General features: G+C 71.0%; 20 protein-coding genes and 1 pseudogene. 3 read left to right on the top strand and 18 right to left on the bottom strand.

The window, feature by feature from the left end:
• The 11 genes and pseudogenes from ACYVIP_RS08160 to rplM all read right to left on the bottom strand — a co-directional run.
• A pseudogene (locus ACYVIP_RS08160) lies at positions 1-323 on the bottom strand (hypothetical protein); the annotation flags it as partial.
• Positions 324-325: 2 nt separating this feature from the next.
• Positions 326-1,387 (bottom strand): beta-ketoacyl synthase N-terminal-like domain-containing protein, encoded by a 1,062-nt coding sequence (locus tag ACYVIP_RS08155; protein ID WP_460393728.1) that lies wholly within the window; start codon positions 1,385-1,387, stop codon positions 326-328.
• Position 1,388: 1 nt separating this feature from the next.
• On the bottom strand, positions 1,389-2,576 hold the full coding sequence (locus tag ACYVIP_RS08150) for a beta-ketoacyl-[acyl-carrier-protein] synthase family protein (protein WP_460393726.1): 1,188 nt from the start codon (positions 2,574-2,576) through the stop codon (positions 1,389-1,391).
• 5 nt (positions 2,577-2,581) lie between these two features.
• Positions 2,582-2,833, bottom strand: coding sequence for an acyl carrier protein (locus ACYVIP_RS08145; RefSeq protein ID WP_460393724.1), 252 nt, complete (start codon positions 2,831-2,833; stop codon positions 2,582-2,584).
• 7 nt (positions 2,834-2,840) lie between these two features.
• A complete protein-coding gene (locus ACYVIP_RS08140; protein ID WP_460393722.1) occupies positions 2,841-3,341 on the bottom strand; it encodes a hypothetical protein in 501 nt (166 codons plus the stop codon).
• Between the two features lie 15 nt (positions 3,342-3,356).
• A complete protein-coding gene (locus ACYVIP_RS08135; protein WP_460393720.1) occupies positions 3,357-6,026 on the bottom strand; it encodes a hypothetical protein in 2,670 nt (889 codons plus the stop codon).
• Positions 6,023-6,370 carry a hypothetical protein gene (locus ACYVIP_RS08130; RefSeq protein WP_460393718.1) on the bottom strand — a complete coding sequence of 116 codons (348 nt, stop codon included), beginning with the start codon at positions 6,368-6,370 and terminating at the stop codon, positions 6,023-6,025. The genes ACYVIP_RS08135 and ACYVIP_RS08130 overlap by 4 nt, the downstream gene beginning before the upstream one ends.
• A gap of 164 nt (positions 6,371-6,534) precedes the next feature.
• Entirely contained in the window at positions 6,535-7,995 is a 1,461-nt protein-coding gene (locus ACYVIP_RS08125) for a hypothetical protein (RefSeq protein WP_460393716.1), read from the bottom strand.
• 66 nt (positions 7,996-8,061) lie between these two features.
• Positions 8,062-9,408: a phosphoglucosamine mutase gene (gene glmM / locus ACYVIP_RS08120; protein ID WP_460393714.1), complete on the bottom strand. Its 1,347-nt coding sequence runs from the start codon at positions 9,406-9,408 to the stop codon at positions 8,062-8,064.
• A 119-nt stretch (positions 9,409-9,527) separates the two neighbouring features.
• Complete coding sequence (rpsI, locus tag ACYVIP_RS08115; protein ID WP_460393712.1) at positions 9,528-9,977, bottom strand: 30S ribosomal protein S9; 450 nt, start codon at positions 9,975-9,977, stop codon at positions 9,528-9,530.
• 28 nt (positions 9,978-10,005) lie between these two features.
• Positions 10,006-10,449: a 50S ribosomal protein L13 gene (gene rplM / locus ACYVIP_RS08110; protein WP_460393710.1), complete on the bottom strand. Its 444-nt coding sequence runs from the start codon at positions 10,447-10,449 to the stop codon at positions 10,006-10,008.
• Between the two features lie 214 nt (positions 10,450-10,663).
• On the opposite strand from rplM, the gene ACYVIP_RS08105 reads away from it, so the two are divergent.
• On the top strand, positions 10,664-11,536 hold the full coding sequence (locus tag ACYVIP_RS08105) for a hypothetical protein (protein WP_460393708.1): 873 nt from the start codon (positions 10,664-10,666) through the stop codon (positions 11,534-11,536).
• A gap of 82 nt (positions 11,537-11,618) precedes the next feature.
• Here the strand turns inward: ACYVIP_RS08105 and ACYVIP_RS08100 are convergent, their stop codons facing one another.
• From ACYVIP_RS08100 to eccCa, 5 genes are all read right to left on the bottom strand, one after another.
• Positions 11,619-11,909, bottom strand: coding sequence for a WXG100 family type VII secretion target (locus ACYVIP_RS08100; RefSeq protein WP_460393706.1), 291 nt, complete (start codon positions 11,907-11,909; stop codon positions 11,619-11,621).
• Between the two features lie 54 nt (positions 11,910-11,963).
• Positions 11,964-12,278 (bottom strand): WXG100 family type VII secretion target, encoded by a 315-nt coding sequence (locus tag ACYVIP_RS08095; protein WP_460393704.1) that lies wholly within the window; start codon positions 12,276-12,278, stop codon positions 11,964-11,966.
• Positions 12,279-12,512: 234 nt separating this feature from the next.
• Positions 12,513-13,151: a hypothetical protein gene (locus tag ACYVIP_RS08090; protein WP_460393702.1), complete on the bottom strand. Its 639-nt coding sequence runs from the start codon at positions 13,149-13,151 to the stop codon at positions 12,513-12,515.
• A 31-nt stretch (positions 13,152-13,182) separates the two neighbouring features.
• Complete coding sequence (locus ACYVIP_RS08085; protein ID WP_460393700.1) at positions 13,183-15,012, bottom strand: type VII secretion-associated protein; 1,830 nt, start codon at positions 15,010-15,012, stop codon at positions 13,183-13,185.
• 25 nt (positions 15,013-15,037) lie between these two features.
• Positions 15,038-19,039, bottom strand: a complete 4,002-nt coding sequence (eccCa, locus tag ACYVIP_RS08080) for a type VII secretion protein EccCa (RefSeq protein WP_460393698.1) — start codon at positions 19,037-19,039, stop codon at positions 15,038-15,040.
• A 169-nt stretch (positions 19,040-19,208) separates the two neighbouring features.
• Between eccCa and eccD the strand changes: the two genes are divergently transcribed.
• Entirely contained in the window at positions 19,209-20,612 is a 1,404-nt protein-coding gene (gene eccD / locus ACYVIP_RS08075) for a type VII secretion integral membrane protein EccD (RefSeq protein ID WP_460393696.1), read from the top strand.
• Positions 20,612-22,060 (top strand): type VII secretion-associated serine protease mycosin, encoded by a 1,449-nt coding sequence (mycP, locus tag ACYVIP_RS08070; protein WP_460393694.1) that lies wholly within the window; start codon positions 20,612-20,614, stop codon positions 22,058-22,060. The genes eccD and mycP overlap by 1 nt, the downstream gene beginning before the upstream one ends.
• Positions 22,061-22,114: 54 nt before the next feature.
• Here the strand turns inward: mycP and ACYVIP_RS08065 are convergent, their stop codons facing one another.
• The gene (locus ACYVIP_RS08065) at positions 22,115-22,930 is read right to left on the bottom strand and encodes an ESX secretion-associated protein EspG (protein ID WP_460393692.1); all 816 of its coding nucleotides are present in this window, start codon (positions 22,928-22,930) and stop codon (positions 22,115-22,117) included.
• Positions 22,930-23,283 carry a hypothetical protein gene (locus tag ACYVIP_RS08060; RefSeq protein WP_460393690.1) on the bottom strand — a complete coding sequence of 118 codons (354 nt, stop codon included), beginning with the start codon at positions 23,281-23,283 and terminating at the stop codon, positions 22,930-22,932. The genes ACYVIP_RS08065 and ACYVIP_RS08060 overlap by 1 nt, the downstream gene beginning before the upstream one ends.
• Positions 23,284-23,295 lie beyond the last annotated feature (12 nt).

The raw sequence follows: 23,295 nt of genomic DNA, 5'->3' as shown, positions 1-23,295 counted from the left end.
GTCGCGGTGGCCGGCTGGGCCGGGGCGGCCGGCGGGACGTACTTGGCCTGGTTCTCGCCCTCGATCTCGAAGCCCATGAGGAAGTTCCGGTCGCGGTCGGTGTTCGTGGTGGCCCAGCCGCCGGCCAGCCCACGGCGCTGCGCCACCTCCGCGCCCTGCTTGGCCGCCTCGACCATGGCCGGTATGCGGTCCTGCATGGCCTTGCGCGCTCTGGCCAACAGCTCCCGTGAGTTGCGGTCGCGCAGCGCGCGGCGCTCGGCCATCTCCCGGCGGGTCTGGTCCATCCGCGCCGCCGCCAGTGCCGCTCGGTCCCGCACACTCATCGTCAGACTCCCATCACCACCGGCCCGCCGTGCAGGCGGACCACCACGCAGCCGACCATGCCGTCCCGTTCGACGGCCGTTGCCACCGCCACCCGCCCTCGGGCCGCGCCGGCACGCTCCGCGAGTGCCAGCAACGCCGTCAGGCCGAACACGCCGGACACCGCTCCGGTGTCCCCGACGAGTCGGCCAGGGGCGACCACCTGGTCGACCTGCATCCCCAACACCTCGTGTACCGCTTCGCTCTCCACACTGTCCATTCCGGACACCGCAAGACCCCACACCTCGCTCGGCGCCACCCCGGTGAGGGCGTGCCGCAGGCTGTCGACGAGCGCGCGCCGAGGCTCGCCGTCGCCGGCAAGGCGGGTGTCCAAGGCTACGACCTCCGCGACCGCCGATCGGTTCCCTTCGGTCGACCGCCGCAGGTACAGCAGTCCGCACCCCTCGCCGAGCCGGGCCTGGTCGCCGGCGCGGCGGGCCAGCAGCGCGCGGGCGCCGCTGTACTCCTCGGCCGCGCCGACGAACACCCCGCTCGCTCGGCCGGTGCGCAGCAGCCGGCCGGCGTAGCGCAGGGTGGCGATGCCGGCGAGCCGCCCGGCGGCGAGCGTGGTGTTCGGCCCGGTCAGGCCGTGCCAGCTCGCGCTGCGCGCGGCGGCGCTGTTCATCAGCGCGAACGGTAGTTGTGCCGGGTCGACGAGGTAGGGCTTGCGGCGGGTCAGCGAGTGGGCGGTGAAGGTGAACTGGGTCAGCGTGCTGCCGCTGGTGGTGCCGAGCACGACCCCGGTGCGCGCGTCGATCGGCACCGCGTCCCGCGCTTGCGCCAGCAGCTGGCCGACCGTGTGCACGGCGAGCCCGGTGGTCCGGTCCATGACGCTGGTTCCCTTGTGTCCCAACAGGTCGCGCAGGTCGAACGCGGGCACCAGGTGGGCGGTGTCCGGTTCGGGGAACCAGTCGTCGGCCACCTCGGTGGTCGGCGCCGGCTCGCCGGCCGCGATGCCGGTGGCGAACGCGTCGTGCCCGAGACCGAACGGGGAGGTCGCCGACCAGGCGGTGATCACGATCGCCATGTCAGGGTTTCCTGCCGAACAGCACCACGGAGTTGTTGCCGCCGAAGGCGAGCGCGTTGTTCTGCACCACTCGCAGGTCGGCGGTGACCGAGGTGTTGGGCACGCAGTCGATGGCGCAGTCCTCGGCGGTGCGCACGTGGTTGATCGTCGGCGGGATGAACCCCTCGGCCAGCGCCAGCGCGCACGCGGCGGCGGACAGCGCGCTGGCCGCGCCCATGGTGTGCCCGAGCATCGACTTGACCGACACCGTGCGCGGTGGCGCGGCGCCGAAGACGTCGTGAATCGCGCCACACTCGGTGGCGTCGTTGGTCTTCGTGCCGGTGCCGTGCGCGCAGATCAGGTCGACCTCGGCCGGCGCGACCCCGGCGTCGTCGAGGGCAAGGCGCATGCACGTCGCGACCGAGTCGCGGTCCGGCGCGACCGGGTGGCCGGCGTCGCAGTTGAGGCCGTAGCCGAGCACCTCGGCGTAGACGCGAGCACCCCTGGCGAGCGCGGCGTCCAGCGGTTCGAGCACCAGTACCGCGGCTCCCTCGCCGGTGAGGATGCCCTGCCGGTCGGCGTCGAACGGCCGGCAGGCCAACGGATCGATCGCGCCGAGCCGGTAGAAGCCGGTGAACGTCATGCGGCACATGGCATCCGCACCGCCGCACAGCGCGACGTCGACATCGCCGGTGGCGACCGCGTCGAACCCGTCACCGATCGCGTAGTTGCCGGCGGCGCACGCGGTGGCCACAGTGGACAATTCCACAGTGGACAGTCCAAGTTCGCCGGCGACCCCGACGGCGAGCAACGCGGCGGGCACCAACGCGGCCTGCTCCGCGGTCACCTCGCCGCCGCGGACCACCGTCCTGGCGATCTCCTCGCCCTGGTCGGCCGCACCGTCGGTGGTGCCGATGGAGATCATCGCGCGCGCGTCCAGGAGGCCGTCGAGGTCCGCGTCGCGCACCGCGAGCGTGGCGGCCGCGGCGGCGAACTGGCCGGCTCTGGGGAGGATCTCCGGTCTGCGCAGCCATTGTCGCGGGTCGAACCCGACGACCTCGCAGCCCGTGGCGTGCGCGAAGCCGGTGGTGTCGAACGCGGTGATCGGCCGGGCGCCGCTGCGTCCGGCCCGCAGGCCGGCGGCGAACTCGGCGGCGCCGGTGCCGATGCTCGACACCACGCCAAGCCCGGTGACCGCCACCCGCCGCATGCCGATCACCCGTCCAGTGCGGTGCTCAGCACGTCGTAGACGCCGTCCAGGGTGACCAGCCGCTCGAACTCGGCGGAGTCGACGTCCACGTCGAACTCGATCTCCAGGTTGGCCAGCAGCTCGATCAGTTTCATCGAGTCGGCGCCGAACTTGTCGACGAAGTGGTCGGTCGAGGCGACGGTGTCCTCGTCGACCTCCAGTACCCGGCACACCACGGCCTTGATCTCGTCGGCGCGCTCGGCGACAGTGACGTTCACTTGGCGTTCACTTGCGGTTCATCCAGGTCGACTGGTTGGAGTAGTCGTCCTCGTCGTCGAGTTGCTCGTTGGCGCGGACCGGCCGGCGCGCGGGTGGCGGCGGCGCCGGAGCCACCCGCGGCGGCTGCGGGGGTGGTGCGGGGGCCGGCGGTGGCGGCGGCTCGTCCTCGATGGTGCCGATACCGCCTGGGCGGGTCTCCCCGCGTGGTGGGGGGCGGAAGGTGAACGGCTGTTTGGCATCGGGTTCGTCGCCGAAGCCCATGATGTAGTCGCGGTCCCGTTCGGTCTTCTCAGTTGCCCAGCCGCCCGCCTGGGCGCGGCGGCGACCGAGCTCGCCGAGGTGCTTGGCGACCTGCGCGGCGACCGGGCCCTGTTTGCGCAGGCTCTCGGTGGCGCGTTCCCTGGCGGCGCGGGCGTTGCGGGTGCGTAGTGCCCGGCGCTCGGACATCTCCCGGCGGACCTGCTCCATTCGCGCCCGCGCCTTGGCGGCTCTGTCGTGCGCGCCCATCTCACTCTCCCCTTGCTACCGGCTGCCCTCGCCGAAAGCACCACGGACCTGGGCGTCGGTGATGTCGTCGAACAGGTCGCCGGTGGTGCGCCACTGGCTGCCGGCCCGTTCGCCGCCACCACCAGCACCCGCGGCGCCCGCGCCGGCGCCGGCCATCATCGGCATGCCACCCGCGGCGGCGCTGCCCTGCGCCTGGTCGTGCTGCTGGTCACCGCCATTATCCTCCTCCGCCGCGGTGGCGAGACCGGCCTCGCCGGAGGTTTCTTCGGCGGGGGTGTCGGTGTAGTCACTGGCGTCGGGGAGGCCGAACGCGCCGGCCTGGCCGGCGGCGCCGCCGTCGGGGTCGGCGACGAACCCGCCTTCGACGCCGGGGACGACGGACTGGGCGGAGGTGGCGCCGTACTGGCCCGCCGGGTCGGGCAGGGTGTGCTGGCCGAGGTTGGTCGGTTCGGGGAGCGCGGTGCCGGCGGCGAACTGGCCGCGCGGGTCGGGCAGCCCGCCGGGACCGGTGAACTGGCCACGGTGGTCCGGGGGCTCAGCGGGGCCGAACTGACCACGCGGGTCCGCCGGCTCGGCGGCGAACTGACCACGCGGGTCGGGCAGGCCGCCGGGGCCGGTGAACTGGCCACGCGAATCGGCCGGCCCACCGGGACTGCCGAACTGACCGCCCGGATCAGGCAATCCACCGGGACCGGTTACCTGGCCACGCGGATCAGCAGGCTCACCAGGGCTGGCGAACTGACCGCGCGGGTCAGGCAACTCACTTGCCGCAACGAACTGACCACGCGGGTCGGGCAACCCGCCGGGGCCGGCGAACTGGCCGCGGGGGTCGGGTAGGCCACCGAGTTCGGTGCCGGCCGGAGCGCCCGGGGCGGGCAGGGGGCGCGCGGCCGGCCCTTGTTCGGCGGCGTAGTCCAGGTTGTAGGTGACCGGCTCACCGGTGCCGTCGTCGACGGTGACCGTGACCGTGTCGGTCGAGCCGTCCGGCCGCTCGGCGGTGATGGTCAACTCGCCGTCCTGGATGACGCACCTGCCGTCCTCGTCGGCCTGGATCGGCTCGTCGGCCGTCGGCGGCTGGCTGCCGTCCGGGCCGAACGACGCGGTCGGCCCCCCTGGCACGCCCGGCTGCGTCGAGATCGGCGTGCCCGGGGTCTGCGTGCCCGGGGTCTGCGTGCCGTCGCCGAAGTCGAGCGAGTAGGTCTTCGGCTCGCCGGATCCGTCATCGACGGTCACCGTCACCTGGCCCTGACCGTCCGGACTGGACACCGAGATCGAGCGCTCACCATCGTCGATCGTGATGGTCTCCTGCTCGCCAGGAGTCGTCGGCGTCGTCGGCGTCGTCGGCATCAGGGAGTCCAGCTCCGGCGGGTCGCCCGCGCCGCCGCCTGGCGCGCCGGGCGCCTCCGGTGCGGGCATCTCCGGGATCGACGGGGCGCCACCACCCGATCCGCCACCGGAACCACCGCCGGAACCGCCACCGCCACCCTGGTCACCGGGGCCGCCGGGTCCGCCTGGCTGCTGCTCCGGGCCACCGAACTGCGGCGGCGCCTCGCCGAACTCGTTCTCGTAGTCCGACAGGTAGCTGTTCAGCTCGTCGTAGTAGGCGTTCACCGCGTCCAGCGTGTCCGCGCACGTCTGCATGAACGTCTCGTACAGGCTCTCGTGCAGGTGCGGGTTGAACGAGTCCCGGATCCACGACCGGCACTCCTGCCGCACGTAGTCCTTGTTCTCGTCGTTCAGGTCGCAGCGGTCGTCCCGGATCCGGTTCTCGATGTCGGTCCCGCACACCGAGTCCACCCAGGACGCGACCTCCAGGATCTTGTCCTTGCTGTCCAGCCCGTCCCCGTTGGCCAACGCGACGACCTTGCTCGCCATGTCCGGCGTGGCACTGCCGATGGTGGGCGTGTAGATCCCCAGCACGTAGTCGGCCTTCGCCTTGCACTCGGCGAAGATGTTCTCCACGGTCAGGGTGATCGTGTCCGGAGTGGCCGCCAGGAACTCGATCAGCTCCGTGGAGTTCGGCGTGATCTGCTCGGAGTAGTACTGGTAGGACGCGTTCGCCGCCGGCCCGGACCACGACTGGTACAGCGTGTTCAGCTCGGTCTGCGTGGTCGTGTCCAGCGCGCTGATGGCCCCGTGCGCGGTCCGGATCCGTTCGGCGTCCTCCAGGAACTTCTTGAAGGAGATGCCTTTCTGCTCGTCGAACTTGGTCTCGATCTCGTCCATGGTGAACCGGCCGGCCGGGCCGAGCGTATCGGCGGGCACCTGGTCGTTGATCGGGATGAAGTCCTCGAACACCCGTAACGCCGGGCGCGCCAGCTCGAACAGCTCGTCGGAGGACGCCACACCGGACGCCGACGACGTCGGCGCGGTCAGCTCGTCCAAAGTGGACGTGTTCTGCCCGAGATCGTCCTGCACCTGGTGCGAGCTGTAGCCGGCGTCCTCGGACTGGCCCGCGGCCCGGTCGTAGACGTCGTTCAGCGAACCCTGGTCGAAGTCGCCGCCCCGCACCGGGTACTGGTCGTAGTACTCCCGGACCTCGGCCGGCAGCTCGTCCTCGAAGACGATGCTGCCCATCGACAGGTTGTTCTCCTTGAGGTAGGCCGCGAGCAGGTGCTCCTTGGTGTCGGCCGCCACGAACGGGTCGTCGAGCAGTCCCCGGACGTCCTCCCAGGAATGACTCAAAGGTCACTCCCGGAGGCGGTCACCGTACTGGTGGCAGCCGTCTCCCCCGAGGAGTAGGTCTCGCCGGCGCCACCGAGCTGGCCGGCGAAGGACATGAGGTTCGCGCACATGGCGTTGGCGCCCTCGCCGAGCAGCTGGATGGCCGCGGCGTAGTCGGTGTGCTTCTCGGTGTGCGCGGTGCCGAACTCCTCGCCGGTGAGGTCGGTCTGCGACAGGTCCTCGATCTCGTCCTGTGCGTCCTCGGCCGCGTTGTTGATGTTGCGGCCGGACGAGCTCATCTGGTCGGTGTCGGTGGTGTAACCGTCCGGAGGCGCGACACCGCCCGTGCTCGAGTTACTGGTCATTCAGGTACTCCCCCTTTGGATCAAGAGGCACTAGGTGCGCGACGCCCTCTTCGACGCGCCGAAACGACGGCCGGTGCCGTTTCATCCACACCCAGAATGTACCTATCCGTGGCCACGGGACGTGCCCGCACCAGGTATTTGCTTACCCAAACCCCCGGGGCCGGTCACCGACTCCCGAGATCGTCCAGGACGAGCACGCCGTGCACGCTGTGCACGGGATCGCGGGAGTCGAACAGGTCGCCGTGCACGCTCCAGCCGATGCCGGCGGCGGCCGTCTCGTCCGAGGCGCCCGCCTGCTCGGGGACCACCACCTCGGCCGGTTCGGCCGGCGCGGTCGGCACCGCCACGGTGTGGATGGTCGGCTGGTCGACGCCGTTGTCCAGGGTCAGGGTGATGGTGGTGGCGTCGAACAGGGAGCGCTCGGCGGTGATGGTGACCGCACCGTGCGCGAACACGCACTTTCCGTTGGTGCCGGCCGGAACGCGCTCGTCGGCCTGGCCAGCGGGTGCGGCCGGTTCGGCGGTCAGGCCGCTGGCCGCGTCGAAGTCCAGGTCGTAGGAGGTGGCCGGGCCGGTCCCGTCGGCGACGGTGACCGTGAGGTGGTCGACGCCGCCGCCGAGCACCACGAGCTGGCGGCCGGTGGCGACGAGTTGGCGGTCGGCGGTGAACGGGGTGGCCTCGGCGATGGTGCGCAGGGTGACCAGTGCCGCCGCGAGCAGTTCGTCCACATCGGACTTCAGGTCGTCGGTCGCGCGGTACCAGGCGTCGACCTGTTCCCTGGTGAGGGCCTGGTCGTCGAGGCTCAGGTGGGTGTCGAGAGTCTGGTCGCGGTAGGTGCGGTACCGGTCGTGCGTGGCGGCCAGTGCCGATCGCAGGCCGGTGGCGGCCGCGCGGACCGCGGTGGCGTAGGTGGTGAGCGTCGCGGCGGCGGAGTCGTGCGCGATGCGGCCGACGATGTCGTCGACCACGGTGGCCAGTTCGGCCAGCCGGGCGACGTCCTCGCCGATCCGGCCCCAGTGCAGGCCGCGCAGCTCCGCGCGTTTGGCCGCCGGGTCCGGGTCGAGGTCCAGCTCGAGCTCGGCCACCGCGGCGACCCGCTCGTCCAGTGGCTCGCCGACGATCGCCCAGGCGTCGTCGGCGGGAACCTCGACGGCTGCCGGCTCGGGGGTCTGCTCGGGGGTCTGCTCGGAGGTCTGCTCGGTGTCCGATTCGGACGTTGGCTCGGCGTCCGATGCTGGCGACTCGACATCGGACTCGACGCCCGACGCACTGGCCGGCTCGGCTTCCGAGTCGGGGACCGGCTCAGCGCCCGACTCGGGAGTCGACTCGGGAGTCGACTCCGCAGCTGACTCGGCGGTCGGCTCGGCAGGCGACTCGGCCGCCGGGGCGGGAGTCGGCTCTGGTGGTGGCAGGTCGCGCAGGGCGGTGGTGTCGGCCGCGCCGATCGCGTCCAGGGTGGTCGGCAGGTGGGTCAGGTCCTCGACCACGGCGGCGAGGTAGAGCCGGAAGGCGGTGCCGTGCCGAGCCCACGACTCACCGAAATCCGACACCCTGGCACTCGGGGTCCGCAACACCTCGACGGAGGCGTGGACGATCTCCGGGTCGTATTCGAGGCCCTCAGCCATGTGCTCCCGGCGCTCCCTCGGTCACGCGTGCGCGGCCACGGATCGTACGCTCGCCGGCACTGTAGGTCAGCCCGCCGCAGAGACTACGCCCACCAGCCGTTGGGCCGCAGCCTCGGCCTCCGCATGCGACGGTGCCTCCACCATCACCCGGACGAGTTGCTCGGTCCCGGACGGGCGCAACAGCACCCGACCGGTGTCACCGAGAGTGGCCTCGACCTCGGCTACCGCCTCGCTGACCCGCGCCGAGGTCGCGACCGCGGCCTTGTCGGCGACCCGCACGTTCACCAGCACCTGCGGCAGCCGGGTCATCACCCCGGCCAGGTCGGCGAGCGACCGCTTGGTGTCCGCGATCCGCGCCATCAGCCGCATCGCAGTGAGCAGACCGTCGCCGGTGGTGGCGTGGGCCGGCAGCACCAGGTGCCCGGACTGCTCGCCACCGAGCGAGAGGTTCCCCGACCGCAGCTCCGCCAGCACGTACCGGTCGCCGACCGCGGTGGTGCGCAGCGCGATCCCGTTCGCCCGCATGGCCAGGTGCAGGCCGAGGTTGCTCATCACGGTCGCGACCAGCGTGTCCTCGGCGAGTTCGCCAGCCTCGTGCATGGCGATCGCCAGTACCGCCATGATCTGGTCGCCGTCGACCACCTCGCCGTCGGCGTCCACCGCCAGGCACCGGTCGGCGTCGCCGTCGTGCGCGATGCCGAGGTCGGCCCGCTCGGCGAGCACCAGCTCGCGCAGGCCGTCCAGGTGGGTCGAGCCGCAGCCGTCGTTGATGTTCTCCCCGTCCGGCAGCGCGTGCACGGCGATGACCTCGGCCCCGGCCTCGCGGTAGACCTGGGGCGCGGCGGCCCAGGCGGCGCCGTTGGCGCAGTCGACCACCACCCGGATGCCCTCCAGCCGGTTGGGCACGGCCTTGAGCAGGTGCGCGAGATAGCGGTCCAGCGCGTCGGAGATGTCGTAGACCCGGCCGACACCCGCGCCGGTCGGGCGGGTGAACCCGGCGCCGGCCGTGCCGGCGATGGTGGCCTCGATCTCGTCCTCGAGCGTGTCCGGCAGCTTGTGCCCGCCCTCGGCGAAGAGCTTGATGCCGTTGTCCGGCATCGGGTTGTGCGACGCGGAGATCATCACGCCGAGGTCGGCGTTCAGCTCGCCGACCAGGTGCGCGACCGCGGGGGTCGGCAGCACCCCGAGCTGCATCACGTCCGCGCCCGCCGAGGTCAGCCCGGCGGCCACGGCCGCCTGCAACATCTCCCCACTGGCCCGGGGGTCACGGCCGACGACCGCCACCGGCCGGTGGCTGCTGTCGTGCGCGGCCAGTACCCGTGCGGCCGCCGCCGCGACGGACATGGCCAGCTCAGGGCCCAGATCGCCGTTGGCGAGTCCGCGAACTCCGTCGGTACCGAACAGGCGCGCCATCGTTGGGGGAACCTCCAAGGCGAGAAAACAGTGAACGCCACGACCGATGCGTCGTCCGCACCGGTCGTGGCGTTCACCGCATGGCTACGGCGTGACCCACACCAGCTCTTGCCGGGAGATCAGCGCTTGCTGTACTGCGGCGCCTTGCGGGCCTTCTTCAGGCCGTACTTCTTGCGCTCCTTGACCCGGGGGTCACGAGTGAGGAAGCCGGCCTTCTTCAGCGCGGGGCGGTCGTCGCTGTCGATCTCGATCAGCGCGCGGGCGATCGCCAGGCGAAGCGCACCGGCCTGGCCGGTGATGCCGCCGCCCTTGAGGTTCGCGCGGATGTCGAAGGCTTCCGGCTTCTCCAGGATGACCAGCGGCTCACGGATGAGCTGCTGGTGCACCTTGTTCGGGAAGTACTCCTCGAGCGTCTTGCCGTTGAGCACGAACTGGCCGGTGCCCGCGACCAGGCGGACGCGGACGACCGCCTCCTTGCGGCGACCGACGGTCTGCGCGGTCTCCCCGGTCACGCGCGGCGTGGCGGGCTGGGCCGCCGGCTCGGCGACGCTGGTCTCAGGGGTAGTCAATGGTCCTCAATTCGTGCTGGTGGCGGTGTTACCGGCTGACCTTGGCGATCTCGAACGGCTTCGGCTGCTGGGCGGCATGCGGGTGGTCTGGACCCGCGTACACCTTGAGCTTCTTGCCCTGGGCGCGGCCGAGCTTGTTCTTCGGCAGCATGCCCTTGACGACCTTCTCCAGCAGCCGTTCCGGCCTGGAGTCCAGCAGCTCACCGAAGGACTGCTTGCGCAGACCGCCAGGGTAACCGCTGTGCCGGTAGGCAAAGGCCTGGTCGCGCTTGTTGCCGGTCAACACAACCTTGTCCGCGTTGACGATGACGACGAAGTCGCCAGTGTCGACGTGCGGCGCGAACGTCGGCTTGTGCTTGCCGCGCAGCAACGTGGCGACATTCGAGGCGAGCCGGCCAAGCACCACATCCTCGGCATCGATGACATGCCAGGTGCGGTCCACCTCGCCAGGCTTCGGGCTGTACGTGCGCACGGATCTACCTCGTCGTCATTCGTCTGGGTGCCTGCGCGGGCGTCAGCGGACACGAGCCCGCGCCGCGCAACAACACAGAAAGATACCCGGCGTCTCCGAGCAGGGTCAAAGCACCCCCTCCACCGGGTCGCCGCACGGGTCTCCACACGGGTCTTCGTACCGCTCAGACACGCGGGAACGCTACGGTGCAGCCGGGCTGATCAGGAGGGGTGTCATGGTGATCCGACGACTTGCCGCCGGGCTGCTCACGGTGTTCGTGCTGGCCGGCTGCACACAACCGACCGATGGCGCGCCGACGCCCAACCGGGCCGCCGCCGACCGGATCGTCATCGATGCCGCGATCAAGGCGTTCCAGGAGCACTTCGCCGGGCTCGGGGACGAGCACGCGCGGGTCTACAACTACCTCAACCACGGCGACACCAAGGTCACCACCGAGCACGAGTCCTACAAGCTCGGCGAACCACCGATCACCCTGCTGCTGCGCCGCCAGAACGAGGACGGGGACCAGTCGGCCATCCTGCACCCGCCGGACGCGCCGCTGGACTACGTCCGGCTCGACGAGCGGCACGCGGACCTGGCGCCGACGCCGTGGGTGTCGGTGCCGACGCTGTACCAGGACGGGTTCCAGACCTGCTTCCTGCTGACCGCGTGGGTGGCCTGCCACCTGGACAACGCGCTCGCGCAGACCCGGCTGGAGGCCCCGGACCTGCAGCCCCGCGAGGTGGTGACGACCGAGGACGGCTACGAGGTGACCACCGGCGCTCTGCTCGGCCTGATGATCGACGAGGGCTTCATCGCCATCCCGGAGGACAAGCTCGACGAGATCACCGAGCCGATGCGCAAGTCGATGGTGCCGGTCACCATCCAGCTCAACGAGAACATGCGGTTCGCCGGTTTCGAGATCCGCGGCAAGGTCTCCGACGGCGACGCGACACCGCTGGAACTCCAGATCGGCTACGAGATTCTCGACGAGGTGCTCGAGGACGACTTCCCGGAGATACCGACGGGTAAAGACGTGACCGCAATCACGGAAAAAGCCGCGGTCGACCGGTTCTGGACGGGATTCAACAGCCGAAAAGACGACTGACCGCACGCGGTCGGACACGAACAGCGAGTGGGGCCCCGGAGAAATTCTCCAGGGCCCCACTCGCGTTGTTCGACTTGCTGGCTCAGGCGTCCCAGCGAGCGGTGTTGCGCTGCTCGGTGTCGCGGTAGCCGTCGGTGCTCTGCACCACGGCGGTCTCGATCTTGGCCAGGACCGCGCGCAGGTGGTCAGCCGAGGTGAACCACTTGTTCTTGGTGTCCTGGAAGCCGCCCGACGCGCCACCTTCCCAGTCCTGCTCAAGGTTGCGGATCTGCTGGCCGAGCGTGTCCAGGTTGCCCTCGATCGCGCTGACCTGGGACTTGATGGTGCCTGCCAGCTCCTCCAGGGAGCCGAATGTAACCCTAATGTCGCCCATGAGACCTAACTCCTAGATGTGATGACGAACGTTTGACTTCGGGAGGTTGAACGATCAGCCGTCTTCCAGCGTCGCCATGATGGCCGAGACGTCGGACGCAGCGGTCTCTTCCTGCGTGGCGTAGTCGCGCGCAGAACCGGTGACCTGGTCGGCGATGTTGAACAGCGCGTCGTTCAGGTTCTTGAAGTCGGTCTGGTACTGCGTCATCAGGTTGGTGAACGCCGAGGCGGCGGCACCGGACCAGGCGCCCTGCACCGAGTCGACACCCTGCGCAAGCTTGCGGCCGTTGTCCTGAAGCAGCTCGTTGGTCTGGACCATCTGGTCCGCGGCCGTGGTGAGCTGCTCTGTCCCAGTCTTGAAGTCACCCATCGGGACTTAACCCCCTTCGTTCGGGTCTGTGGTCGTACGCGTCTTGGTTCGTACGCCTTCTGCGACGTAGACCCTGCCACGTCCGGTTCCACGTTGTCGCCACCTCTTCGGAGGTCGTTGCGACAGTGAACGTTGCACGTGGGAACCGGGCGTTCGTTTCGATTGGACACGCGGGTGGTGGCGATTTCATGCCGCACAACGACATTTGCCGAAGCAATCTCGGAAAATGAAGCTCTAGCTGCGGTTTTGTTCGTCGGAGAGCCCGAGGACCGAGTCCGGAAAGGCAGCCGGCCGGTAGGTTTCGTCAGTCACGTCAAGCAGGATTCGCTGTTGCGAAAAGTCCTCGTCGTCGGTGTCCTGGCGAGCCGTTGCCGCCGCCGATGGCGCGATCCCGGCCGAATCCGGCGCGTCCGCGACACGCCGGTCGTCGTCCCGGCGGTCGGTCGACCCGTCGTCGGGACGCTTCTCGGCGGCGCCGTCGGTGGCCGCCGGCTCGGCCCGCTCGTCCACGTCGAGCAGCAGCGCGTGTTGGGAGAAGTCGTCGTCCTCTGGCTCCGCGACCGGCTCGGCGGCGGGCAGGCGGTCGATCAGCGTGCCGGCGTCCGGCAGTTCCTCGACGGCCAACTCGTTGGCCTGCCTGAACTTCGCCGCCTCGTCGCGGGTCTCCTGCGTGGTCGGCGCCACCTGGTCGCGGTGAACTCCGCGCAGCCGTCCCGTTTTCGCCTGCTCGGCCAGCTCGCGGTTGCCGGAACGGAACTCGGCCGACTGCGCCCTGGCCGCACTCGCCGCTCGGCGGGCCCGCGTGAGCGCGGCCTCGACCTCGGCCGAGAAGCGTGCCGCTGCCGCGCGAAAACCGCCATCTTGCCCGGTCATCAAGCACCTCCACGTCGAGCGTAGCGAGTGCCTACCCGGTGACGGTCAACGTTGCGACAACTGTTTCGCAGGCGGTACTGACCGCTGACCGCGCGGCGCTGTCGTCGGCGTACTGACAGCCGATGTTCACCTGGGTCTGGCCGTCGAACACGACGTACCAGTCCACTGTGGCCTCGGGCAGCCGCTCCCGGTAGCTGATCACCTCCCGGCCGGCGAAGGACGCGCGGTCGTCGAAGTCCGCGTACGTCTCGCCCGCCTGCTCGAACTTGGCACGCAACTGGCTCACCGCGCGCGGGCGGTCGGCCGTGCTGTCGAAGGACAGCCGGACCTCCTCCACCAGCAACCGGTCGTCGCCGGCCTCCCGGCCGGTCGGCTTGAGCTCGGTGCGCAGCCGCTGCTGGTCCGAGCCGGTCTGCAGCCAGCCCTCCGGCAGCGCGAACTGGTACTCGTACTGGGCGATCACCCGGCTCGGCCGCGCCGGCGTCGACGAGGCCGGCCCGCCTTCCGTGCCGGTATCGCCGCCGCCGAGCGCGACCACCAGCACCACCGCGAGCACCACGGCGACCGCGCCACCCGCGCCGAACAGCAGCAGCCGGTTGTTGTTCCGGCGGACCGGCGGCGGGGGGAAGATCGGGGGCGGCGGCAGCACGGGCAGGCCGCCGGTCTGCGTCGGGGTGCGGGGAACCGGCAACCGGGGCACCGGCGGCCCTGGGCGGCGAGGGCCACGCTGGTCGGGCACGGTCAGGTCCTCGCCGGCCAGCGGGCCGGTGCCCTCCACGCCGCCGACCACGGCCCGCAGCGCGCCCCTGGCGACCACGGTCTCCGGCTGGTCAAGAGAGGTCGGCACGACGCCGGTGCGCTGGTGCACCAGCCGGGACACCAGCGGGATCCGGCTCGATCCGCCGACCAGGAAGATGCCGGTGAGCCCGGCGGGGGTGAGGCCGGCCTCGCGGATCGTGGCCACGGTGAGCTCGGCCGCCCGGTCGATGTGCTTGGTGATCAACCGCTCCAGGTCGTCCCTGGTGATGTGCGCGTCCGCGAACGGCGGCGGCATCGGGATGTCGGTGTAGGTGTGCCGCGACAGCGTCTCCTTCGCCCCGCGCACGTCCTGGTGGATCACCCGCCGACGTCTTCGGTCCGGCAGCTCCCGGCCCTCGATCAGGCCGCGCCAGGCCGCCTCGTCGGTACTGGCCACCACCGAGCCGACGTGGTCGAGCAGCAGCTGGTCCACATCCGCGCCGCCGAAGGTGGGGTCGCCGTGGGTGGCCAGCACCTGGAACCCCGGCGACCCGGCGCGCAGCGAGCGCACCACGCTGACGTCCATCGTGCCGCCGCCGAGGTCGAGCACCGCGAGCGCGGGCGGCGGGCCGGGACGGCGACCCGACGGGAAGCTCGCCGCGTGGAACACCGCGGCGGCCACCGGCTCGGGCACCAGCACGATGCGGCCGGCCAGGCCGACCGCGGCCCGGCGCAGCGTCTGGGTGCGGATGCCGCCCCAGTCGGCCGGGTGGGTGAGCACCAGCTGGTCGACCGCCAGGCCGCCGGCCACCCGGCGGGCCTCGGCGACCGCGCGGGCGAGCACCGCCCGGATCACGTCGCGCACCAGCACGACCGAGGCGCCGAGCAGCAGCTCGGTCTCGTCGATCCGGCGCTTGGGGTGTGGCTCGTAGCGGGACGGGTCGACCGCGGCCTGCCGGTCGGCCTCCTGGCCGACGAACAACGTGCCGTCCGCGGCCGCGTAAACCGAGGAGGACATCAGTGGGTGCCCGTCGACGGCGACCACCTGCGCCTCGCGACCGCGCACGGAGGCCGCGACACAGGTACTCGAGGTGCCGAAATCGACCGCCACGCGCAACGTCACGCCATGCCCCCGCCGTCCGGTCCGGTTACTCCGGCTGGATCCACGCCACCTGGATCAGCTGCTCACCAGCCTTCCGGCTGATCAACGTACCGCGACCGGCCGGCATCGCCGACGGTCGAATCTTGCCGAGCAGCGCGCCCTCGTCCCGGCTGCCGTTGCCGATCAGGCCGGGCGAGGCGATCTCCTTGAGCTTGCCGATGACCGGGTCGAACATCGCCCTGGACGCGCCACCGGTGCGCCGCATGGCGATCACGTGCAGGCCGACGTCCTTGGCCTGCGGCAGGAACTCCCCGAGCGGCTGGATCGGGTTGGTGCCACCGCCACCCGGCGCGACCAGGTCGTAGTCGTCGACGATGACGAACAGCTCAGGGCCCTTCCACCAGGAGCGGTTCTTCAGCTGCTCCTGGGTGACGTCCGGGCCGGGCAGCCGCTTGACCATCGACTTGCGCACGTCGCCGATGATCCCGCCGAGCTGGTTGGACGACACCGCGTAGCTCAGCAGGTGGTCGGACTCGACGAAGCCGAGCATGGTCCGCCGGTAGTCCACCAGGATGATCACGGCCTGCTTGGGCGTGTACCGCTCGGTGATGCCGCGCACGATCGTGCGCAGCAGGTTGGTCTTGCCGGACTCGCCGTCCATGAACGCCATGAAGTGCGGGTCGGCGTCGAAGTCCAGGTACACCGGGGCGAGCGCGTTCTCGTCCACGCCGATGGGCACCAGCTTGGTGCCGCGGTGGGGGTCCTGGGCGAGCAGGTCCTCGTAGGGCAGCAGTTCGGGCAGCATCCGGACCTTCGGCGCGTGCCGCCCGCGCCAGGCGCCGTTGAGCTTGGCGACCGCGTCCTGCACACCGGCGGCGACGTCCTGGTCGTTGCTCGACCCGTCGATCCGGGGCAGGCCGACGAGGAAGTGCAGCTTGTCCCGCGACAGTCCGCGACCGGGCTGGGCCGGCACGTTGACCGCCACCCTGCGGTCCACCTCGGACTCGCTGGCATCACCGAGACGCAGCTCGAACCGGGTGCCGAGCAGGTCCTTGAGCGCGGGACGGATCTCGGCCCACCGGTTGGCCGACACCACGACGTGGATGCCGAAGGACAGGCCCTGGGCGGCCAGGTTGACCACCTGCATCTCGATGGACTCGAACTCCTGGCGGAAGTTCAGCCAGCCGTCCACCAGCAGGAACACGTCGCCGAACGGGTCCTCGGTGAGCTCGCCGCGCCGCTTGCGGTTGCGGAAGTCGGTCATCGAGTCGATGGCCTTGTCCCGGAACAGCTGCTCGCGCGCCGAGAGCAGGCCGTTGACCTCGGCGATCATCCGGCGGACCTTGTCCGGGTCGAGCCGGCCGGCCACGCCACCGACGTGCGGCAGGCCCTGCAGGGTGGTGAGCGTGCCACCACCGAGGTCGATGCAGAAGAACTGCACCTCCTCGGCGGTGTGCGTGATCGCCATCGACATCACCAGCGTGCGCAGCAGCATCGACTTGCCCGACTGCGGGCCGCCGGCGACCGCGGCGTGCCCAGCGGCCCCGGAGAAGTCGGCCCACAGCAGGTCACGGCGCTGCTCGTAGGGCTTGTCGATCAGGCCGAGCGGCGGCTGCAGGCGGCCGTTGCCGAAGAAGCCGACCGGCGAGAGGCCCCGGTCCTCGGTCGGCTGCAGCGGCGGCAGCAGGGTGTCCAGCGAGTTCGGCGTCTCCAGCGGCGGCAGCCACACCTCGTGTGCCGGCGGTCCCTGGCCGATCAGCCTGCTGACGATGACGTCCAGCTCGCTCGGCTCGGTCGGGTTGTTGCTCTCCGGCTTCGGCGCCTCCTTGGGCGCCTCGACCGGCTTCTCCGGCTCCTTCGGGATCTCCACGTAGTCCGGCACGAACAGCTTCGCGCGCCGGTCGCCGGAGATCGGCGCGGCCGGGCCGACGTTCTGGATGCCGGCCGGGCGGTACGGGCCGGAGACGTAGGACGCCTTGAACCGGACCATGGTCGAGGTGTCGAACTTCAGGTAGCCGGAGCCAGGGATCGACGGCAGCTCGAACGCGTCCGGCACGCCGATGGCCGCGCGGGACTCGGCCGCGGAGAAGGTCTTCAGCCCGATCCGGTAGGACAGGTGCGAGTCAAGGCCGCGCAGCTTGCCCTCCTCCAGGCGCTGCGAGGCCAGCAGCATGTGCATCTGCAGCGACCGGCCCAGCCGGCCGATCGCGACGAACAGGTCGATGAAGTCCGGCTTCGCGCTCAGCAGCTCGGAGAACTCGTCGACCACGATGAACAGGGCGGGCAGCGGGTCGAGGTCGGCGCCGTTCTCCCGCGCCTTCTCGTACTCCCAGACGTTCTTGAAGTTGCCGCCGGTCTTGAGCGCCTCCTGGCGCCGGTTCATCTCCCCGGCCAGCGCGTCCTTCATGCGGTCGACCAGGGTCAGCTGGTCCTGCAGGTTGGTGATGGTCGCGGCGACGTGCGGCGCGGAGTCCAACCCGAGGAAGGTCGCACCACCCTTGAAGTCGACCAGGACGAAGTTGAGCGTGGTCGACGAGTGGGTGGCCAGCATGCCGAGCACCAGCGTGCGCAGGAACTCCGACTTACCGGAACCGGTGGCGCCGATGCACAGGCCGTGCGGGCCCATGCCCTCCATCGCGGCTTCCTTGATGTCCAGCTCGACGGCCTGGCCGTGCTCGCCGACGCCGAACGGCACCCGGTAGCGGTCGCGGACCGGCCGGGGACGCCAGGCCTGCTGCACGTCGAAGGTCATCGGGTCGCCGGGGATGCTGAGCAGCTCGAGCAGCGTCGGGTTGGACAGCAGCGGCTCGTCGCCGCCGTCGTCGTTCGCGGCCGCACCGAGGCGGTAGGGCGAGAGCTTGCGGGCCAGTGCCTCGGCCTCGGCCACGGTCATCGTGTCCGGCTTGGCGAACCACTCGACGCCGCTGGCGCTGCGCGCGCCGAGCCGGTCCGGCTCGACCACCAGGCGCAGGCCGCGGCGGGCGGTGAGGTTGCCGAGGCTGTCGGACAGGTCCATCAGCGTGACGCCGACCAGACCCTCCTCCAGGATGATCTGCTCCTCGCGGGTGACCTCACCGTCGTCGATGATGATCAGCACCTGCGGCTGGTCCGGCTGGGGCGGGGCGTTGCGGGTGAACCGCTGCCGGTCGCGCAGCTCCTCGTCGAGCCAGGCCTCCACCTGGGCCAGCGAGCCGGCCATCATCCGCAGCTGGCCGATGCCGTCGACCATCGACGGGTGCTGGGCGTGGGGCAGCCACTTGGCCCACTCCCACTCCTCCTTGGCCCGGCCGGCGGTGACCACGGCGACCAGCACGTCGTCGGGCGTGTGGAAGGTCACCAGCTGGGAGATCAGCGTGCGGGCCAGGCCGCGGGTCAGCTCCCGGTCGCCGGACAGGCCGACCGCGGCGAACCCGCGGATGGCGATCTGGATGGGCAGCTCCGGCACGATCGAGTGCGCGCGGACGAACCGGCGCAGCGCCAACGTGGCGATCGGCTCCAGCTCGTCGACCGGGCCGGTCTGCGGCGGCACCAGCCGGGTGGCCAGGCGCTGGGAGCCCCGGCCGGCCCGCAGGTGGCAGAAGTCGGGGTCGGACTGGCGGCGCTCCCACATCCGGCGGCTGGTGGCGATCGACCACAGTGCCTGCGGGTCGGGGTGCACCCACTCGAGCGCGGAGCGCTGGTCGAGGGAGGCCTCCCGGGCGCGGTCGCGCATCTGGCCGAGGTAGCGCAGGTAGTCCTTGCGGTCCTCGTTCATCTCGGCCTTCTTCGGGCCGCCGCCGCGGTTCTGGCCCATCATGCCGACCATCGAGAACATCATCATCATGGGGAACAGCAAGGTCACCGGGTTGCGGCCGACGGCGCCACCGGCGGTGAACATCAGCGCCATCATGCCGAGCATCGCGACCACCATCACGACCGGCATGAGCTTCATCAGGATGTTGCCCGGGATGACGCGGGGCACCTCCGGTGGCGGCTCGAGGTGTACCTCGCCGCCCGGCTGGCGCGGCGCCGCCAGTCGAGGTGATCGCTTGAACTGAAGCGTGCTCACCGTCTCCAAGCCCCCGTCATATCGAAGTCGTGTCGAATCGTCTCGAACGTGCCGACCGTCTATGTTGCGGAACCCACTCACACTCGGGAACCGGTACGGCCATACTAGGGGCCGCCCCGGACAGCAAGGGGTGGATATCGACAGACGCGGACAGTAAGGGGGCCGGGCCGTGGCAACCGGGACGACGGTGTTCAGCCGGGTGACGGTGGTGGCGCCGAGAACACGGATCGACGTCGCGCTGCCCGCCGGTGTGGCAGTGGCGGACCTGCTGCCGATGCTGCTGGAGATGGCCAAGGAGGCCACTCCCGACGGCGGCGCGCGGCACGGCGGCTGGTGTCTGGCCAAGCTCGGCGACAACCCGCTCGACCCGAGCAGGACGCTGGCCTCGCTCGGCGTCGTCGACGGCGAGCTGCTGCAGCTGCGCAAGCGGGCGGAGAACCCGCCGCCGCCGCTGTACGACGACGTGGTGGACGCCATCGCGGAGTCCTCGCCGGACAGCTACCGCCCGTGGACCAAGCAGACCGCCAACCGCATCGGCTACATCGCCGGGGCGATCGCGCTGGTCCTGGCCGCGCTCACGGTGCTGATGACCGGCCCGCTGTTCGGCGGCTCGCACATCGGCGCCGCGATCGCCGCCGGTGCGGCGGCCATCGTCACGGTCGCGCTCGGCGCGGTGATCGCCCGCGGCTACGACGCGCGGACCGCCGGGGTGCTGATCGCGGCGGCCGGCGGGTTACCGATGGCCTTCGTCTCCGGGCTCTACATCGTCCCCGGCGCCACCGGGCGGGCGAGCCTGCTGCTGGCCAGCGCGCTGGTGCTGATCGTGGCGTCGGCGTCGATCATGCTGATCGGCGCCGGGGTGACCACGTTCGTCGCCGCCGGCACGGCCGCGGCGATCGGCGTCATCGCCTTCGCCATCGCCACGCTGATCGCGCACCCGGCGCCGGGCATCGCCGCCGGCACCGCGGCGGTCGCGCTCGCCGGGCTGTCGGTACTGCCGAGGCTGACCATCCAGCTGGCCAGACTGCCGCTGCCGAACGTGCCGGGCAGTGCCGAGGACCTCAAGGAGGACACCGGCTTCCCGGACTACCGCTCCATCGAGCGGCGCGCCGGCCTGGCGCACGAGTACATGACCGGCATGATCATCGGCTGTGGGGTGGCGACCGCCATCTCGGCGATCATCACCGCCAGCAAGGCCGACTTCTGGGCCATCGCGATGGCCATCGCGGCCACCCTGGTGCTGCTGCTGCGGGCGCGTACCTACGCCAACGGCAGCCAGGCGATCGCGCTGCTGGCCACCGGCATGCTGTCCGCGGCCGGCATCCTGGTCGGCTGGATGATCGGCGCGGACACCTTCGACCGGCTGCTGTGGGTGTTCGGCTCGCTGGTGCTGATCGCAGCGGCCGCGCTGGTGTTCGGCGTGATCTTCCCCGAGCAGCGCTTCTCCCCGCCGCTGCGGCGCACGGTGGAGATCATCGAGGCGATCTGTATCGCCGTGCTGCTGCCGCTGGCGCTGGCCGTGATGAACCTCTACAGCGTCCTGCGCCACGCCAACATCATCCCCGCCAGCTGATGACTCGGCGCTCGATCACCGCCCGGCTGGTCGCGGCCGCGCTGCTGACGGTGCTGGTGCCGGCCGCGCCGCTGGCGAGTGCGCAGCCGGCCGAGGACACCGGTGCCGGCCCGACCCCGCCGCCGCTCGGTGGCGACCGGTCGGTGCCCGACGACAACGGCAAACCGGACAAGGAGTACACGCAGGTCACCGACAAGACCTGCGTGACCTCTCTTGACGGGCCGGTCGAACTGCAGGACAAGGCCTGGGGCCAGGACGTGTTGCGGTTCCAGGACCTGAGCCAGTTCGCCACCGGCGACGGCCAGACCGTCGCGGTGATCGACACCGGGGTGAACGCCCACGACTTCCTCGGCAACCGGCTGGTCAGCGGCGGCGACTACGTGCAGGACGGCGGCGACGGCCTGAGTGACTGCGACGGCCACGGCACGCAGGTGGCCGGGATCATCGCGGCCAAGGCGCCGGCGAACTTCGGCTTCCAGGGCATCGCCCCCAACGCCAAGATCCTGAGCATCCGCCAGTCGAGCGAGTTCTTCGAGTTCAAGCCGCCGGAGGGGTCCCAGGAGCCGCCGAGGGAGCGGGCGGGCAGCCTGGTCACGCTCGCCAAGGCGGTCGTCAGTGCGGCGAACCAGGGCGTCGACGTGATCAACATGTCGGTGGACACCTGCCGCGCGGCCGACGACGCCCGCATCAACGGGCCGATCAGGTCCGACGAGCGTGAGCTGCAGCGGGCGCTGCGCTACGCGGTCGAGGACAAGGACGTGGTCGTGGTCTCCTCGGCCGGCAACGTGCCGGGGCCGGACTGCAAGGACCAGAACAACGCCGACCCGGACAACCCGAAGTTCATCGTCACCCCGCCGTGGTTCTCCGAGTACGTGCTGTCGGTCGCCGCGGTGGACCAGGCAGGGGACGCCGCCGACTTCTCCATGCACGGGCCGTGGGTGAGCGTGGCCGCGCCCGGCACCGACATCATCTCGCTCAACCCCGGCGACCGGGACAGCCTGGTCAACGTGACCGCGTCGGCCAACGGCCAGGCGAGCCCGATCCAGGGCACGAGCTTCGCCGCGCCCTACGTCGCCGGGCTCGCCGCGCTGGTCCGGGAGCGGTTCGAGAAGCTGGGCACCCCGTTGACCGCCCAGCAGGTCATGGAGCGCATCCGGGCGACCGCGGCGCACCCCGGCGCGCCCGGCGGGCACAACATCGAGATCGGCTACGGCATGATCGACCCGGTCGCCGCGCTGACCACGACGATCCCCGGCGAGGGCGGCGTCGTGCCCAAGGACAAGGCGATCGACATCCCGTTCGAGATGCCGCCGCCCTACGAGAAGGACTGGGCGCCGATGCAGGTGGCGATCGTCGGCTCGGCGGGCGGGCTCGGCCTGTTGCTGCTGACGCTGTTCATCGTGCACACCGTCCGCCGCCAACGCCGGGACCCCGCCGACCAGCTGTAAGCCCTGAATGCCCCATTCGGGACGTTGAACGTCGCCAATGCCTCATTCGGGGCGTCAGCGGGTGCGGGCCGCCATCCGGCGGAGTTCGGCGTTGATGTCCTCGCGGGGCAACGGGTTCACGCTCATCCAGGTGTCGTCGCCGACGAGCCGGAACCGGCCGCGCTCGGTGTCCAGCCAGCTCAGCTCCTCGCCGACGCGGTGCCACTGGTCCTCGGAGTCGTCGCGGCGGGCGTTGCCGGCCTGGCCGTTGCCGAGCACCGGTTGCAGCGAGGAGACCATCCGGCGCGCGACCCGGTCGTCGATGCCGTGCGAGCGCAGCAGGTCGTCGAGCTCCTGCCCGGTCAGCTGCCGGGGGGCGCCGCCGTCGGCTGGCAGTTCGGCCATCATCGCGGTGAACGCGTCCTCCAGCGCGCGCCGGGGCAGGCTGAACGGCGCGGTCATCGGCGGGTCCAGCCGCGGCACCAGCCGCATCAGGCCGGCGACCGCGTCGTCGAGGGTGGCCGCCTTCATCCGGACGATCCCCTCCGGGTCGCTGAGCTGCTGGGTGACCAGCAGCGACTCGTCGCGGTGGGTCAGCACGACCGCGGCCATGCCGCCCTTCTCCGTGGACAGCGAGAGGTCGAGGGCACCGGTACTGGAGCGGATGAGGAACACGAAGTCCTCGGCGACGCCGAGCGGTCCGTTCTCGTCGGCAAGGCCACGGTCGGTCAGCTGCTCGCGGGCCTCGCGGAACCGGTGCCGGCGCTCGATCTCCGAGGTGCCCGACTGCGGGATCTCCAGCGGGAAGGGCGCCTCCACCTCGGCGAAGGCACACAGCAGGTCGATCTCGACCGGCAGCAGCAACTCGCCGAGGTCGAGTGTGGACGCCACTACTGGAACCTCAGTCCGGCGGCGTTGTCCTGGTCGGTCTGCAGGTACTGCGCCGCGGACAGCTCGGCGCTGGCGACGAACTCCTCCATGTGTCGCAACGCGACGGTCAACTGGCCGCGCAGCCCGTGGTCGCTGCCCATCCGGTCGGCGAACTTGTCGGCCATCTCCTGGCCGACCGGGCTGGTGCCGAGCATCGGCGCGTAGTCCGGCGTGGACAGGTCCTCGACCTCACGGGTGATCGCCATCAGGTCGGCGCGGACCGCCTCGACCGCGCCGGCGAACTCCCGCACCCGCTCCGGATCGACCGCCCATCCGCCGCCGGCGCCACCGGCCCCTGGATTGTCGACGTACATGTGGCTTTCCCC

The organism is Actinophytocola sediminis (genome assembly GCF_054779715.1).
The sequence above is the reverse complement of the archived record's forward strand: the minus strand, read 5'-3'. Positions and strand labels throughout refer to the sequence as shown.

What these genes read in the sequence shown, in the direction of transcription:
- ACYVIP_RS08155 (WP_460393728.1), bottom strand. Translation starts at nt 1,387, where the DNA reads ATGGCGATCGTGATCACCGCCTGGTCGGCGACCTCCCCGTTCGGTCTC.
- ACYVIP_RS08150 (WP_460393726.1), bottom strand. Translation starts at nt 2,576, where the DNA reads ATGCGGCGGGTGGCGGTCACCGGGCTTGGCGTGGTGTCGAGCATCGGC.
- ACYVIP_RS08140 (WP_460393722.1), bottom strand. Translation starts at nt 3,341, where the DNA reads ATGGGCGCGCACGACAGAGCCGCCAAGGCGCGGGCGCGAATGGAGCAG.
- ACYVIP_RS08130 (WP_460393718.1), bottom strand. Translation starts at nt 6,370, where the DNA reads ATGACCAGTAACTCGAGCACGGGCGGTGTCGCGCCTCCGGACGGTTAC.
- ACYVIP_RS08125 (WP_460393716.1), bottom strand. Translation starts at nt 7,995, where the DNA reads ATGGCTGAGGGCCTCGAATACGACCCGGAGATCGTCCACGCCTCCGTC.
- glmM (WP_460393714.1), bottom strand. Translation starts at nt 9,408, where the DNA reads ATGGCGCGCCTGTTCGGTACCGACGGAGTTCGCGGACTCGCCAACGGC.
- ACYVIP_RS08105 (WP_460393708.1), top strand. Translation starts at nt 10,664, where the DNA reads ATGGTGATCCGACGACTTGCCGCCGGGCTGCTCACGGTGTTCGTGCTG.
- ACYVIP_RS08100 (WP_460393706.1), bottom strand. Translation starts at nt 11,909, where the DNA reads ATGGGCGACATTAGGGTTACATTCGGCTCCCTGGAGGAGCTGGCAGGC.
- ACYVIP_RS08095 (WP_460393704.1), bottom strand. Translation starts at nt 12,278, where the DNA reads ATGGGTGACTTCAAGACTGGGACAGAGCAGCTCACCACGGCCGCGGAC.
- ACYVIP_RS08090 (WP_460393702.1), bottom strand. Translation starts at nt 13,151, where the DNA reads ATGACCGGGCAAGATGGCGGTTTTCGCGCGGCAGCGGCACGCTTCTCG.
- mycP (WP_460393694.1), top strand. Translation starts at nt 20,612, where the DNA reads ATGACTCGGCGCTCGATCACCGCCCGGCTGGTCGCGGCCGCGCTGCTG.
- ACYVIP_RS08060 (WP_460393690.1), bottom strand. Translation starts at nt 23,283, where the DNA reads ATGTACGTCGACAATCCAGGGGCCGGTGGCGCCGGCGGCGGATGGGCG.